This is a genomic window from Rathayibacter sp. AY1A2 (assembly GCF_002930935.1).
Taxonomy (GTDB): domain Bacteria; phylum Actinomycetota; class Actinomycetes; order Actinomycetales; family Microbacteriaceae; genus Rathayibacter.
Window position 1 is genome coordinate 18,247 of record NZ_PSTP01000006.1, and the last position, 14,692, is coordinate 32,938.

Here is a 14,692-nt window from a genome sequence, read left to right on the forward strand (position 1 = left end):
GCCTACTGTCCGTGACCGTGCTGGTCGTGGGAGCCGGCGCCGGTCTTGTGCGAGTGGCGGTTCGCCACGTCGCGGTAGCTCCAGGTGACGAAGCCGAGGGCCGTGAAGGCGACGGCGGCGATCAGGCCGAAGACGATCGGGGGGAACGGCAGCTCCGTGTGGGCCGCTGCTTCGGCGAGGACGGTCGTCGCGAGGGACATGCAGTGCTCCTTGGAGGTCGTGGTCGCCCCGGCGGGGCTCCGACGAGTCTACCCGGACGCCGCTCGTCGGCGGATCGCCGGTCCGTGCGCTAGGCGCGGACCTGTCCCGCGCCGCGCAGCAGCCACTTCGTGCTGGTCAGCTCGGGAAGACCCATGGGGCCCCGAGCGTGCAGCTTCTGCGTCGAGATGCCGACCTCGGCGCCGAACCCGAACTCCCCGCCGTCGGTGAAGCGGGTGGAGGCGTTGACCATCACGACCGCGGAGTCGACCTCGGCGAGGAAGCGCTCGGCGCTCCGGAGGTCGTTCGTCACGATCGACTCGGTGTGGTGGGTGGAGTACCGGTCGATGTGGGCCATCGCGGCGTCGAGGTCGTCGACGATCGCGACGGCGACGTCGAGCGAGTAGTACTCCGCGGACCAGTCCTCGTCGGTGGCGGGCACCGCGTCGGGCCAGAGCGCCGCGACGCGCTCGTCGCCGTGCACGGTCACTCCCGCTTCCGCGAGCCGGCCGAGGACGGGCGGGAGGAGGCGCTCGGCGGCGTCGCGGTGGACGAGGAGGGTCTCGAGGGCGTTGCAGGTGCTCGGACGCTGCACCTTGGCGTTGTGGACGATGTCCACGGCCCACTGCTCGTCGGCACTGGCGTCGAGGAAGACGTGGACGACTCCGGCGCCCGTCTCGATCACGGGGACCGTCGACTCCGTCACGACCGACTCGATGAGGCCCGCGCTCCCCCGCGGCACCAGGACGTCGACGTAGCCGCGCGCTCGCATGAGGGCCTTCGCGCCCTCGCGGCCGTGGTCGTCGACCGTCTGCACCAGCTCGGCGGGCAGGCCCACGGAGGCGACGGCCTCCTGCAGCAGCTCCACCAGGACGCGGTTCGTGTTCTCCGCGGCCGTGCCTCCGCGCAGGATCACGGCGTTCCCGCTCTTGAGGGCGAGCGCCGCGATGTCGATGGTGACGTTCGGGCGCGCCTCGTAGATCGCTCCGACCACGCCGAACGGGACCCGCACCTGGGTGAGGGAGGCGCCGTTGGGCAGGTTCGATCCCCGCACCGTCTGCCCGACCGGATCGGTGAGCCCGACGACCGCGACGACGGCGTCGGCGAGGGACCCCAGGCGCACCGCATCGAGGCGGAGGCGGTCCTGCAGGCCCGGGCTCATGCCGCTCTCGCGACCCCGCTGGAGGTCGAGCTCGTTCGCCGGGACGACGCGCTCGGCGCTCGAGCGCACCGCGTCGGCGATGGCGAGCAGAGCCCGGTTCTTGAGGTCGGTGGTCGCACTGCGGAGGGAGCGCGACGCGACGCGGGAAGCGGCGAACCGCTCGGTCAGCGCACTGCTGTCGGGGGTCGTCTGCGGCATCCGGCCAGTGTAGAGGCAGACGACCCCGGCGGCGGGAGTCAGCTCTCCTCGCCGGCCTCCGTGCCGTCGCCCTCGTCGGCGACGCGCCAGACGCCGCCCTGGCGCTCGCGCTCGAGCTCCGCGCGGGCCTCGGCCTTGGCGTCCATCCGCTCGAAGTAGTCCTCGCGACGCTCGTTGCGGGTCTTGCGCCGGTTGTCCTCGAGGCGGAGGTCCGTTCCGCGGGGCGCGGTGATGAGCTCGGCCGTCGAGGTGAGGGTCGGCTCCCAGTCGAAGACGACGCCGTCGCCGGGGCCGATGACGACGGTGGAGCCGGCGACCGCTCCGGCCGAGAACAGGCCGTTCTCGACTCCGAGCTTGGCCAGGCGGTCGGCGAGGAAGCCGACGGCCTCGTCGTTCGTGAAGTCGGTCTGCGCGACCCAGCGCACGGGCTTGGTGCCCAGGACCCGGTACACGTTGCCGTACGAGCCGCCCTCGACCCGGATCTCGAAGTCCTTCTCGTCCACGGCGCGGGGGCGGATGGTGATGCGCTCCACCCGCGGCACGGCGGCGAGCTCGAGGCGGTGCTTCTCGACGATCTCGGCGAGGGCGAACGTCAGCTGGCGGAGTCCCGAGTGGCTGACCGTCGAGATCTCGAACACGCGGTAGCCGCGGCCCTCGAGGTCGGCCCGGACGAAGTCGGCCAGTTCCTGGGCCTCGGGCACGTCGACCTTGTTGAGCGCGATCAGCTGCGGCCGCTCGATCAGCGGCACCTGTCCGTCGCCGACGGGGTACGCCGCCAGCTCCCCGAGGATGATGTCGAGGTCGGTCAGCGGGTCGCGGCCGGGCTCGAGCGTGGCGCAGTCGAGCACGTGGACGAGCGCGGTGCAGCGCTCGACGTGGCGGAGGAACTCCAGACCCAGGCCCTTGCCCTCGCTCGCGCCCTCGATGAGACCGGGCACGTCGGCGACGGTGAAGCGCGACTCCCCCGCCTGCACGACGCCGAGGTTGGGCGCGAGGGTCGTGAACGGGTAGTCCGCGATCTTCGGCTTGGCCGCCGAGATCGCCGCGACGAGGCTCGACTTGCCCGCCGAGGGGAATCCGACGAGCGCGACGTCCGCGACGGTCTTCAGCTCGAGGACGACGTCGCCCTCCCAGCCCGGCGTGCCGAGCAGCGCGAAGCCGGGCGCCTTGCGCTTCGTGGTGGCGAGCGAGGCGTTGCCGAGCCCGCCCTGCCCGCCCGGAGCGATGACGAACCGGAGGCCGGGCTCGTCCATGTCGATCAGCTGGTCGCCGTCCGGCGACTTGACGACCGTGCCGACCGGGACGGGGAGCTCCATGAGCTCGCCGTTCCCGCCCGCGCGGTGGTCGCCCATGCCGGGACCGCCGTTCTCGGAGCTGCGGTGCGGGTGGCGGTGGTAGGCGAGCAGCGTCGTCGTCTGCGGGTCGGCGACGAGGACGATGTCGCCCCCGTGCCCGCCGTTGCCGCCGTCGGGGCCGGCGAGCGGCTTGAACTTCTCGCGACGGACGGAGACGCAGCCGTTGCCGCCGTGGCCGGCACGCAGATGCAGCGTGACGTTGTCGACGAAGGTGACCATGGTGTGAATCCGTCCGTGAGTGCGTGCGGCGCCGGGATGCCGGCGCCGGGGGGCTGTGCCCCGGTAAACGCGCAAGGGGCGAGCCGAAGCCCGCCCCTTGCGTCCTGTGCCTGTGCGGCCGAGGAGGTCGACCCTACTGGGCGGCCGCCACGATGTTGACGACCTTGCGGCCGCCCTTGCTGCCGAACTCGACAGCGCCCGCCGAGAGGGCGAACAGGGTGTCGTCGCCACCGCGTCCGACGTTCGCGCCGGGGTGGAAGTGGGTGCCGCGCTGGCGGACGATGATCTCGCCCGCGTTCACGACCTGGCCGCCGAAGCGCTTGACGCCGAGACGCTGCGCGTTCGAGTCGCGACCGTTGCGAGTGGAGCTCGCGCCCTTCTTGTGTGCCATTTCTCATCTCCTCGAGACCGGGGGGCCGCAGCCCCGTGCTGTTGCCCTGCAGGGCGATGGCTCGCTCCGCAGGTCAGCTCAATTCCTTTGCAGGACTACTTGATGCCAGTGACCTTGACGCGCGTGAGGTCCTGACGGTGCCCCTGGCGCTTCTTGTAACCGGTCTTGTTCTTGAACTTCTGAATGATGATCTTCGGACCACGGAGGTCCTCGAGCACCTCGGCGGTGACGGTGACGCCCGCGAGGGTCGCCGCGTCCGAGGTGATCGACTCACCGTCGACGAGCAGCACGGCAGGAAGCTGCACGGTGCCGTTCTCGTCGGCCTTGACGCGGTCCATCGTCACGATGGTGCCGACCTCGACCTTCTCCTGCCGACCGCCGGCGCGCACAACTGCGTAAACCACTTCTCGTACCTGTTTCTCGTCTGGACGGAGCGGAGGCCTCGTCCGGGGCTTGTAGGGACGGGGCTGAGCCCCGGTCTTCCGGTTCGTACCCGTCTCCTCACGACACGAGGGAACCGGCACCGCGGCCCGCGCCCCGTGAGGGGCGGAGCGACAACGGAAATCTGCGTGAGCACATGGATCGCGCCACACCAACGGTCAAGAGTACGGGATCCGCGCTCCACGGTCAAACGCAAACGACTGCGAAGCCGTGTCCACCCGACCGGCGACCCCGTCACGATAGTCGAGGAGGAGGCGCGTGGACGGACGGCGCGCCGCCTACGATCGGGGAATGGCCATCCTCGTCGACGCCGCGCGCTGGCCGGCGCACGGCCGGCTGTGGGCGCACCTCGTGAGCGACGTCTCGCTCGAGGAGCTCCACGACTTCGCGCGCCGTCTCGGCGTGCCCGAGCGCGGCTTCGACCTGGACCACTACGACGTGCCCGACGAGCGGATCGACGAGCTCGTCGCCGCGGGCGCGGTCCCCGTCGGCGCGCGGGAGCTGGTCGAGCGGCTGAGGCGGAGCGGGCTCCGCGTCCGCGGGCGCGACCGGGACGCCGAGAGGGCCCGGCGCCGGCTCTCGCCGGGCACCGGGCCCTCCTGACACCGGGTCGCGCTACTGGTCGGCGCGGCGCGGGGTCTGCTCGGGGATGACCGCGACTCCGGTGAGCGCGGCCGTCGTGACGCGCCGGCTCTTCGCACGGCCCTGGCCGGGCTGCTTCGGGGCCGGCAGAGCGTCGAGCACGGAGTCGAGCAGGTGCTCGGCGACCTCGCTGCGGACGCGGCGCGGAGGCGTGACCGGCGCGATCGGGATGTCGAGGATCGGCGCGGCAGCGGCCGGCTCGATCTCCTTCTCGACCGGGGTCTCGACGGGAGCCGACTCGACGGCCGCCGTCTCGGCGGCCTCCTGGCGCGGCTCGCGGTCGCGGCTGCGACGACGGCGCTCGCCCCGGGCGGGACGCTCGCCGCGACGACTCGGCTCGGACGGCTGCTCCTCGGGTGCCGTGGCGGACTCCTCCGGCGCCATGGCCTCGACGGTCTCGGCGGCGTCCTCGACCAGCGCGGCCGCCTCCTCCGCCGCCTGGCGCACGGCCTGGGGGTGGATGGTGCTGGCGGCGATCTGCGCGAGCGCGTTCTTCGCGTCGTCCGTGATGGCGTGGGTGCTGATCGGCTTGGTCGCCGGCGCGCCCTGCCCGTTCTGCCCGCCGTTCGAGCGCCCGGAGGCGGCGGGCTGCTGCTCGCCGCCCTTGCCCCGGCGGCGCTGCTCCTGCTGCGGAGCGGCGGTCGACCGGTGCTTGAGCACGGGGTCGTGGTGGACGATGACGCCGCGCCCGGCGCAGATCTCGCAGTTCTCGCTGAAGGTCTCGAGCAGGCCCAGGCCCAGCTTCTTTCGGGTCATCTGCACGAGGCCGAGCGAGGTGACCTCGGCGACCTGGTGCTTCGTCCGGTCGCGGCTCAGGCACTCGACCAGGCGGCGGAGCACGAGGTCGCGGTTGGACTCGAGCACCATGTCGATGAAGTCGACGACGATGATGCCGCCGATGTCGCGCAGGCGCAGCTGGCGGACGATCTCCTCGGCCGCCTCCAGGTTGTTCTTCGTGACCGTCTCCTCGAGGTTCCCGCCCGAGCCGACGAACTTGCCGGTGTTGACGTCGACCACCGTCATCGCCTCGGTGCGGTCGATCACGAGCGAGCCGCCGCTGGGCAGCCACACCTTGCGCTCCAGCGCCTTCTCGATCTGCTCCGTGATGCGGAACTCGTCGAACGCGTCCTTGTCACCCGTGTAGACCTCGACGCGCTCGAGCAGATCGGGTGCGACCTGGCTGAGGTAGAGCTCGATGGTCTCGCGGGCGTCGTCGCCGGCGATGACCATCTTCTCGAAGTCCTCGTTGAAGACGTCGCGGACGATCTTGATCAGCAGGTCCGGCTCGCTGTGCAGGAGAGCGGGAGCCTGCCCGCTCGCGGCCTTCGCGCTGAGAGCCGTCCACTGCGCGGTCAGGCGCTCGACGTCGACGGTCAGCTGCTCCTCCGTGGCGCCCTCGGCCGCGGTCCGGACGATGACGCCCACGTTCTCGGGCAGCACCTCCTTGAGGATCTTCTTCAGGCGGGCGCGCTCGGTGTCCGGGAGCTTCCGCGAGATGCCGTTCATCGAACCGTTGGGCACGTAGACGAGGTAGCGGCCGGGGAGCGAGATCTGGCTCGTGAGACGGGCGCCCTTGTGGCCGACGGGGTCCTTCGTGACCTGGACGAGGACCCGGTCGCCGGGCTTGAGCGCGAGCTCGATCCGGCGGGGGCCGCCGGCGTTGTTCGCGGCGTCCCAGTCGACCTCGCCGGAGTAGAGCACTGCGTTGCGCCCGCGTCCGATGTCGACGAAGGCGGCCTCCATGCTCGGGAGGACGTTCTGCACGCGGCCGAGGTAGACGTTGCCGATGAGCGACGCCTCCTGCGAGCGGGCGACGTAGTGCTCGGCGAGGACGCCGTCCTCGAGCACGCCGATGCGGATGCTGTCCTCCTTCGAGCGGACGACCATGACGCGGTCGACGGCCTCCCGGCGGGCGAGGAACTCGGACTCGGTGACGACCGTGCGGCGCCGGCCGGCGTCGCGGCCGTCGCGGCGGCGCTGCTTCTTGGCCTCGAGGCGGGTCGAGCCCTTGATGCGCTGCGGCTCGGTGATGAGCTCGGGCTCGCGGGCCTCGCGCTGCTCGCGCGGCTGGCGGACCCGGACGACGGTGTTCTCGGGGTCGTCGGAGCCGGACCTCTCGCTCTCGCCGCTGCGGCGGCGCGAGCGGCGGCGGACGGAGCCCTGCTCCTCGGCCGGGCTCTCGCGCTCCTCCTGGACGCCCAGCGGCGCACCGCGGGGAGGCAGCGGAGCCAGCTCGACGTAGTCGGGCAGGACCGGCGCCTGGAACAGCAGCGACGGGCTCGGCAGTGCGGGCCGTCGCGGCTCCTCCTGCTCGGCGCCCGGAGTCTGCGGGAGGGCGTTGAAGAACACCGCGCCCGTCGACGTCGACGGCTCGGCCGCCTCCGCGGCGCTCCCGGTCTCGGGCAGCTCGGTGCCCTCGGCTCCGGTCTGGTCGGTCTCGTTGCTGTCGATGATCGTCTCCCCTGTCGCTGGCGCGCTCGACTCGGTCCGCCGGGTAGCCCGGCGGCCACCGAAGAGGCGGCTGATCTTCCTGGCCCCGCTGCGGGGCTCGTCGCGGTCCCGATCGGATCCGCTCGTACTGTTGTCTTCCACCATTCCTGGTGCACTCCTCGGCCGGGTCGTCCGCCGCGTCGTCTTCCCGGATCCTTCTCTCGTGCGAGGGGCCTCGGCCCGCCGCGAATCCTTCCGCTCCCCCGGTCCCGTCGCGCTCGTGGCGCGGGACTCCGGTTGCAGCTGCACTCTCGGAACTGACTATCCGACACTCGCTCCTCCGCGGTGCGACCTGCGGTCGACTCCCGGCGGAGCGGAGATCCGGCGCGTCCATTCGCGGAACGCTGTCGATCTCCTGTGGCCCGGTACTCGCCCGGTAAACCTTCTTCGCGTCGATGCGGGGTCCCCCGGACCGACGGCTCCGATTATCGCACGCATTCCCAGAGGCGCCGATCCGGCGCGTGCCATAATCCCCCGGTGTCCAGCGATCCCGGGGTGCGCGACGCCCCCACCCAGCAGCGCCCCGTCGTCTTCGCCGTCCTGCTGATCGTCCTCGGCGTGATCGGCTGGACCGCCGCCTTCGCCCTCACGAACGACAAGTTCGCCGCTCTCGAGAACCCGGATGCGGGCCTCGGCTGCGACTTCAGCCTGCTCGTGCAGTGCAGTGCGAACCTGAACTCGGTGCAGGGCGCGGTCTTCGGCTTCCCGAACCCTCTCATCGGCCTGGCGGCCTGGATCGCGCCGATCGTGGTGGGGCTGGGCCTGCTCGCGGGCGCCCGGTTCGACCGGTGGTTCTGGGCGGCCTTCAACGTCGGCTTCCTGCTGGCCCTGGTGTTCGTGGGCTGGCTCATCGCGACGAGCGTCTTCGCGCTCGGAACGCTCTGCCCCTGGTGCATGCTCACCTGGGCCGTCGTCATCCCGGGCTTCTGGCTGGTGACGCTCCGCAACCTCCGTGAGGGCGTGTTCCCCGTCCCCGCCGGGGTGCGCCGCTTCGCCGGTGCCGCCTACGGCTGGGTCCCGTTCATCACGCTGCTCTGCTACCTGCTGATCGCGGTGATCGCGCAGGTGAGGCTGAACGTGCTCGCCTACCTCTGACGGACGTCGTCAGAGGCAGGCGGCCGAGCGGCTCAGGCGAACCAGAGGCCGAGCTCGCGCGCGGCCGACTCCTCGGAGTCGGACCCGTGCACGAGGTTCTGCTGGACCTTGAGGCCCCAGTCGCGGCCGAGGTCGCCGCGGATGGTGCCGGGAGCGGCCGTGGTCGGGTCGGTGGTGCCGGCGAGGGCGCGGAAGCCCTCGATCACACGGTCGCCCGCGATGCGCAGGGCGACGATCGGGCCGCTCTCCATGAACTCGACGAGCGGCTCGTAGAAGGGCTTTCCCTCGTGCTCGGCGTAGTGGGCGGCGAGCAGCTCGCGGTCGGCCTCGACGAGCTTCACGTCGACGAGGGAGTAGCCCTTCGCCTCGATGCGGCGGAGGATCTCGCCGGTGAGGTTGCGGGCGACGCCGTCGGGCTTGACGAGGACGAGGGTCTCCTGAGTGGCCATGGTTCAGCGGTCTCCTTCGGTGGGATCGGTGGGCTCCGCCGCCCGGCGCGTCTGAGCGTCGAGGCGGGTGCCGGTCACCATGCAGTACGTCCACAGCGCCACGAAGGCGGCGCCGATCACGTACATGATCGGGACCAGCAGGCCCGAGGCCACGATAACGAACTGCAGCACCCAGCCGATGCGGAAGCCGACCGGCCGGTTCAGCAGGCCCAGAGTGGCGACGAGCGCGAGGCAGACCACCGCTCCCCCGACCAGCACGATCACGGGGTCGGCCGCCTTCAGCCCGAAGGCCACCAGGGTGGCGAGGAAGACGATGACCGCCTCGAAGCCGAGCACGATCGAGCCGAGGCTCTCCCGGACGGTCCGCGAGCGCCGCGGGCGCCCGGCCCTCACGCGCCCAGCCAGTTCTCGTCGCGGGCCGCGGTGATCGTGCGGCCGACGAGGGTGATCGAGCCCGTGACCAGCAGGGCGCCCTTGTCGGTGCGCGCCGCGAGGACGCGACCGGCCGTGAGAGCACCCAGCGGGTCGTCGGCGACGCGGACCGCCTCCTCCGGGAACACGGTGCGGGCGAGCGCGGCGAGCTCCTCGGCGGGCATCGCCCGATCGCTCGGCGCCGTGGTCACGATCAGCTCGTCCACCACGGGGCGGAGCTCCCGGAGGATCCCCTCGGCGTCCTTCTCGGCCAGCACGCCGAGGACGGCCGTCACGCGGTCGAAGTCGAAGTAGCGGCCGAGAGCGGCGGCGAGGGACGCGGCACCGTGCGGGTTGTGCGCCGCGTCGACGACGGTGCGCGGAGCGAGTCCGACGAGCTGCAGGCGGCCCGGGGAGGTCGCGGCGGCGAAGCCCTCGTCGAGGACGTCGCCGGTGAGCTCCTGCGTCCCGCCTCCCAGGAACGTCTCGACCGCGGCGACGGCCACGGCGGCGTTCTCGGCCTGGTGGTCGCCGAAGAACGGCAGCAGCAGCTGCTCGTACGTGGTGACGAGTCCCCGCACGGTGACGACCTGGCCGCCGACGGCGACGGTCGTCGACTCGACGTCGAACTCCGCCCCCTCGACGACGATCGTCGACTCGGTGGCCTCGGCCGCGTGCCGCAGCACCGCCTCCGCCTCGGGGACCTGCCTCGCGGAGACCACCGAGGCGAGCGGCTTGACGATGCCCGACTTGGTGCGCGCGATCTCCTCGATCGTCGAGCCGAGGCGGTCGGTGTGGTCGAGGGCGATCGGCGTGAAGACGGCGACCTGCGCGTCGGCGACGTTCGTCGAGTCCCACTCGCCGCCCATCCCCACCTCGACGACGGCCACATCGACCGGCGCGTCGGCGAAGGCCGCGTAGGCCAGGACGGTGATCGCCTCGAAGAAGGACAGCGGCGCCTCGCCCTGCTCGGCCAGCTCGGCGTCGGTCATCCGCAGGTACGGCTCGACGTCCTGCCAGTTGTCGGCGAGGCTCCGGTCCGAGATCGGCTCTCCGTCGATGACGATGCGCTCGTTGAAGCGCTCGAGGTGCGGACTGGTGAACAGGCCCACCCGCAGCCCGTGGGCGCGCAGCAGACTCTCGATCATCCGGCTGGTCGAGGTCTTGCCGTTGGTTCCGGCGATCTGGATCACCGGGTAGGCGCGCTGCGGGTCGCCGAGGATCTCGACGGCGCGCCGGGTCGGAGCGAGGCGCGGGCGGACGCTCGCCTCGCCCAGGCGCTCCAGCAGCGCGGCGTAGACGGCGTCGGCGGCCGCGCGGTCGGCGTCGTCCGGCTCGAACGGATCAGACATCGGCGGCCTCGACCTTCTCGACGCGGATGATGGCGGTGCCCGCGGGGCCGACGGCGATCGCGCCCTCGCCGCCCTCGAGAGCCGTGGTGAGCGGAGTGAACGCGCATCCGGTCGCGAGGGTCTCCTCCGCGATCCAGAGCGCGTGCGGCTCGAGCGCCTGCAGGCTCGGCTCGTCGAGCACGACCTCCAGGACGATCCGGTCGCTGACCTCGAACCCGGCCGCCTTGCGGGCGTCCTGCACCGCGCGGATGAGGTCGCGGGCGAGCCCCTCCGCTTCGAGCTCGGGGGTGGTCGCCGTGTCGAGGAGCACGAAGCCCCCGCGCGGGAGCAGGGCGATGGCGCGGTCGTCGCCGGCCGAGCCGCCGACCTCGAGCGTGAGCTCGTACTCGCCCTCGACCAGCTCGACGCCGCCGGCGGTGACGACACCGTCCGTCTCGCTCCAGTCGCCGGCCTTGGCGGCCCTGATCACGGTCTGCACGCCCTTGCCGAGCCGGGGCCCGGCGGCGCGCGCGTTGACCGCGAGACGGGAGGTGACGCCGTAGTCGGCGGCGCTGGAGTCGACCAGCGGCACCAGCGACACCTCCTTCACGTTCAGCTCGTCGCGGAGGATCGCCTCGAACGGCGCGAGCTCGGCGGCGTCGGCGACCACCACGGTCAGGCGCGCGAGCGGCAGGCGGACGCGGAGCCCGGCCTGCTTGCGGAGGGAGAGCGCGGTGGACGAGATGCCGCGGACCGCGTCCATCGCGTGCACGAGCGCCGGGTCGGCGGGGAACTCGTCCGCCTCCGGCCAGTCGGTGAGGTGGACGCTGCGGCCGCCGGTCAGGCCCTGCCAGATCTGCTCCGTGACCAGAGGCAGGAGCGGGGCGGCGACGCGGCACACGGTCTCGAGGACCGTGTAGAGCGTGTCGAACGCCTCCGATCCGCGGCCGTCCTCGTCGACGCCATGCCAGAAGCGGTCGCGGGAGCGGCGCACGTACCAGTTCGTGAGCACGTCGCTGAAGTCGCGGAGCGCGGCGGCCGCGAGCGTGGAGTCCAGCGCCTCGAGCCGGCCGGTCACGGTCTCGACCAGATCGCGGGTCTTGGCCAGCAGGTAGCGGTCGAGGACGTCCTCGGAGCCGGTGCGCCTGGTCGCCTCGTAGCCGCCGCCCGCCGAGGCGTTGGCGTAGAGGGAGAAGAAGTACCAGGTGCTCCACAGCGGCAGCAGCACCTGGCGGACGCCCTCGCGGATGCCCTCCTCCGTCACGACGAGGTTGCCGCCCCGGAGGACCGGGCTCGACATCAGGAACCAGCGCATGGCGTCGGAGCCGTCGCGGTCGAAGACCTCGGCCACGTCCGGGTAGTTGCGCAGCGACTTGGACATCTTCTGCCCGTCGTTGCCCAGCACGATGCCGTGGCTGACCACGTTGCGGAACGCCGGGCGGTCGAAGAGCGCGGTGGAGAGCACGTGCAGCGTGTAGAACCAGCCGCGTGTCTGCCCGATGTACTCGACGATGAAGTCCGCCGGGTTGTGGGTGTCGAACCAGTCCGCGTTCTCGAACGGGTAGTGCACCTGGGCGAAGGGCATCGATCCGGAGTCGAACCAGACGTCGAGGACGTCGCTGATCCGGCGCATCGTCGAGCGCCCGGTCGGGTCGTCGGGGTTCGGGCGGGTCAGCTCGTCGATGAACGGCCGGTGCAGGTCGTCCGGGCGCACGCCGAAGTCGCGCTCCAGCTCGTCCAGCGAGCCGTAGACGTCGATCCGCGGGTACTCCGGGTCGTCGCTCTTCCACACCGGGATCGGCGAGCCGAAGTAGCGGTTGCGGCTGATGGACCAGTCGCGCGCGCCCGAGAGCCACTTGCCGAATTGGCCGTCCTTGACGTTCTCGGGGACCCAGGTGATCTCCTGGTTGAGCTCCTCCATGCGGTCGCGGATCGCGGTGACGCGGACGAACCAGCTCGAGACCGCCTTGTAGATCAGCGGGTTGCGGCAGCGCCAGCAGTGCGGGTACGAGTGCTCGTAGCTCGCCTGGCGGAGCAGCCGGTGGCCCGCGCGCAGGAGCTGCGTGAGGGGCTTGTTCGCGTCGAAGACCTGGAGGCCGGCGACCTCGCTGATCTGCGGCAGGAAGCGGCCGCCGTCGTCGACCGAGATGATGACGGGGATGCCCGCCGCCTCGCAGACCTTCTGGTCGTCCTCGCCGTAGGCGGGCGCCTGGTGCACGATGCCGGTGCCCTCGCTGGTGGTCACGTAGTCGGCGACGAGGATGCGCCACGCGTTCTGCGTGCCCCAGGCCTCGGTGTCCGCGTAGTGGTCCCAGAGGCGGTCGTAGCTGATCCCCTCGAGCTCGGAGCCGCGGTGGGTGCGCGAGACGGCGGCCAGGGCCGACTCCGCGTCCGGATAGCCGAGGTCCTTCGCGTAGGCGCCGACCTGGTCGATGGCGAGCAGGTACTCGGCCGAGAGCTCGCGCTCCTCGGGCTCGCCCCTGCCGTCGGCCGCGCCGTTCGGGCCGGCGGGGACGACCGCGTACTCGATGTCGGGCCCGACGGCGAGCGCGAGGTTCGTCGGCAGCGTCCACGGCGTCGTCGTCCACGCGAGAGCGCGGACCGCCGTCAGCTGGAGCGCCTCCGCCGTCTCGCCGACCAGCGGGAAGGTGACGGTGACCGTCTGGTCCTGGCGCATCTTGTAGACGTCGTCGTCCATCCGCAGCTCGTGGTTCGAGAGCGGCGTCTGGTCGCGCCAGCAGTACGGCAGCACGCGGTGGCCCTCGTAGGCGAGGCCCTTGTCGTAGAGCTGCTTGAACGCCCAGATCACCGACTCCATGAAGGTGGGGTCGAGCGTCTTGTAGTCGTCGTCGAAGTCGACCCAGCGCGCCTGGCGGGTGACGTAGTCCTGCCACTCCCCGGTGTAGCGCAGCACCGACTCCTTCGCGGCGGCGTTGAAGGCCGCGACGCCCATCTCCTCGATCTGGGACTTGTCGGTGATGCCGAGCTGCCGCTCCGCCTCGAGCTCGGCGGGCAGGCCGTGGGTGTCCCAGCCGAAGCGGCGGTGCACCTGGCGTCCGCGCATAGTCTCGAAGCGGGGGAAGACGTCCTTGGCGTAGCCGGTGAGGAGGTGCCCGTAGTGCGGCAGGCCGTTCGCGAAGGGCGGGCCGTCGTAGAAGACCCACTCCGGCGCTCCCTCGCGCTGCCGGATCGACTCCTGGAAGGTGTCGTCCGCCTTCCAGTACGCGAGCACGCGCTCCTCGATCTCGGGGAAGCGCGGCGACGGGGACACGCCCCGGCCGAACGCGGAGCCCTCGGTTGGCTCGGCTCCGTGCGGGGTGGGCGGGGTCAGGGGGTAGGTCACGTGCGGTCTCCTGGCAGTGCTGCTGGTCTGCACGAGGACGGCCCGCCCGGATCTCAGACCCCGGGCCGGGTCGCGGTACCACCTCGCTTGGACCGGTCGGCCGGTCGCTCCCGGAGGAGTGCCCGCTGACGCGTTCCCACTCGATCGGCTGTCACGGGCCGCACCCGTCCGGGTCTACTGGGCGCAGGCCGGAGCCGGCGCCGTTCTTCCGGAGACTCACCGGTGATGGCCGGGTCGAAGTCGTCCGGCGCTATCCTAGCGCGTCGGGGGAAGCGGAGCAGGAGCGGGTCATGGTGCGAGGAGTGCAGCGCGGACGGCCCCGTGCGTCGTCGCGCTCCATGCTCGAGGACGCCGCTCTGGACCTCTTCGTCGAGCAGAGCTACGCGGGCACGACGATCGAGCAGATCGCTCAGCGCGCAGGCGTCTCGCGCAACACCTTCTTCAACTACTTCGAGTCCAAGAGCGACGTCTTCTGGGTCCTGGTCGACGACCGGCTGGCCGAGCTCCCGGAGGCGCTGGCCGAGACGGCGGCAGAGGCGCCGGTGATGGACGCGCTCGGCGACGCGCTGCTCGCGATCGGCTCCGGCTTCGGACCCGCGACGGTGCCGTGGGTGCTCACCCAGTCCGACATGATCGGCAGCGTCCACGAGCTGCAGGCGTCGGCCCTCGGCCGCCTCGCCCGGCAGGCGGCCGTCATCGCCCGCTTCGTGGAGGAGCGGAGCGCGCGCCCGCTGCCCTCGCACCTCTCGCGCGCCATCGCCTACGCGAGCGTCGGAGCCGCGGTGGCGGCTGTGCAGGCGTGGGCCGCGGCGGGCCCCACCCGCGGCGAGCTCGTGCCCTATCTCGACGAGGCGCTCGCGCCCGTCCGCGCCGGCTTCACCCCCGTCGTCGACTGACCCGGCTCCCGCCGCTCCGGTAGAATCGTCGCGGCCGGCGGGTGACTCGCCCCGGAGCCCCCATCCAGGCA

Annotated in this window: 13 protein-coding genes; 3 read left to right on the plus strand and 10 right to left on the minus strand. The window is 71.9% G+C overall.

The genetic code is table 11. From position 1 onward, the window contains the following. Window positions 1-2 precede the first annotated feature (2 nt). The 5 genes from C5B93_RS07495 to rplU form a co-directional block, all read right to left on the minus strand. Window positions 3-200, minus strand: a complete 198-nt coding sequence (locus C5B93_RS07495) for a hypothetical protein (protein ID WP_104292149.1) — start codon at window positions 198-200, stop codon at window positions 3-5. 89 nt (window positions 201-289) lie between these two features. Then, on the minus strand, window positions 290-1,558 hold the full coding sequence (locus tag C5B93_RS07500) for a glutamate-5-semialdehyde dehydrogenase (protein WP_104292150.1): 1,269 nt from the start codon (window positions 1,556-1,558) through the stop codon (window positions 290-292). A gap of 38 nt (window positions 1,559-1,596) precedes the next feature. Then, window positions 1,597-3,132, minus strand: a complete 1,536-nt coding sequence (gene obgE / locus C5B93_RS07505; protein ID WP_104223681.1) for a GTPase ObgE — start codon at window positions 3,130-3,132, stop codon at window positions 1,597-1,599. Window positions 3,133-3,265: 133 nt separating this feature from the next. Then, on the minus strand, window positions 3,266-3,523 hold the full coding sequence (rpmA, locus tag C5B93_RS07510; RefSeq protein WP_068209107.1) for a 50S ribosomal protein L27: 258 nt from the start codon (window positions 3,521-3,523) through the stop codon (window positions 3,266-3,268). A 95-nt stretch (window positions 3,524-3,618) separates the two neighbouring features. Continuing rightward, window positions 3,619-3,927: a 50S ribosomal protein L21 gene (gene rplU / locus C5B93_RS07515; RefSeq protein ID WP_104223682.1), complete on the minus strand. Its 309-nt coding sequence runs from the start codon at window positions 3,925-3,927 to the stop codon at window positions 3,619-3,621. Between the two features lie 328 nt (window positions 3,928-4,255). On the opposite strand from rplU, the gene C5B93_RS07520 reads away from it, so the two are divergent. Further along, complete coding sequence (locus tag C5B93_RS07520) at window positions 4,256-4,567, plus strand: DUF4031 domain-containing protein (RefSeq protein ID WP_104254915.1); 312 nt, start codon at window positions 4,256-4,258, stop codon at window positions 4,565-4,567. A 12-nt stretch (window positions 4,568-4,579) separates the two neighbouring features. On the opposite strand, the gene C5B93_RS07525 is transcribed toward C5B93_RS07520, so the two are convergent. Next, a complete protein-coding gene (locus tag C5B93_RS07525) occupies window positions 4,580-7,201 on the minus strand; it encodes an Rne/Rng family ribonuclease (RefSeq protein WP_104292151.1) in 2,622 nt (873 codons plus the stop codon). 372 nt (window positions 7,202-7,573) lie between these two features. Here C5B93_RS07525 and C5B93_RS07530 point away from each other — a divergent pair, with 372 nt between their 5' ends. Beyond that, a complete protein-coding gene (locus C5B93_RS07530; protein WP_258065401.1) occupies window positions 7,574-8,191 on the plus strand; it encodes a vitamin K epoxide reductase family protein in 618 nt (205 codons plus the stop codon). Window positions 8,192-8,223: 32 nt separating this feature from the next. Here C5B93_RS07530 and ndk read toward each other — a convergent pair whose 3' ends face one another. The 4 genes from ndk to ileS are packed head-to-tail and all read right to left on the minus strand — an operon-like array spanning window position 8,224 to window position 13,725. After that, window positions 8,224-8,640 carry a nucleoside-diphosphate kinase gene (gene ndk / locus C5B93_RS07535; protein WP_104223686.1) on the minus strand — a complete coding sequence of 139 codons (417 nt, stop codon included), beginning with the start codon at window positions 8,638-8,640 and terminating at the stop codon, window positions 8,224-8,226. Window positions 8,641-8,643: 3 nt separating this feature from the next. Continuing rightward, the gene (locus tag C5B93_RS07540; protein WP_258060376.1) at window positions 8,644-9,033 is read right to left on the minus strand and encodes a DUF4233 domain-containing protein; all 390 of its coding nucleotides are present in this window, start codon (window positions 9,031-9,033) and stop codon (window positions 8,644-8,646) included. Further along, the gene (locus tag C5B93_RS07545) at window positions 9,030-10,403 is read right to left on the minus strand and encodes a folylpolyglutamate synthase/dihydrofolate synthase family protein (RefSeq protein WP_104223687.1); all 1,374 of its coding nucleotides are present in this window, start codon (window positions 10,401-10,403) and stop codon (window positions 9,030-9,032) included. The genes C5B93_RS07540 and C5B93_RS07545 overlap by 4 nt, the downstream gene beginning before the upstream one ends. Continuing rightward, window positions 10,396-13,725 carry an isoleucine--tRNA ligase gene (gene ileS / locus C5B93_RS07550; RefSeq protein WP_374953137.1) on the minus strand — a complete coding sequence of 1,110 codons (3,330 nt, stop codon included), beginning with the start codon at window positions 13,723-13,725 and terminating at the stop codon, window positions 10,396-10,398. The genes C5B93_RS07545 and ileS overlap by 8 nt, the downstream gene beginning before the upstream one ends. A 290-nt stretch (window positions 13,726-14,015) precedes the next feature. Between ileS and C5B93_RS07555 the strand changes: the two genes are divergently transcribed. Further along, a complete protein-coding gene (locus C5B93_RS07555; RefSeq protein ID WP_104226722.1) occupies window positions 14,016-14,621 on the plus strand; it encodes a TetR/AcrR family transcriptional regulator in 606 nt (201 codons plus the stop codon). The last annotated feature ends 71 nt before the right edge of the window (window positions 14,622-14,692 follow it).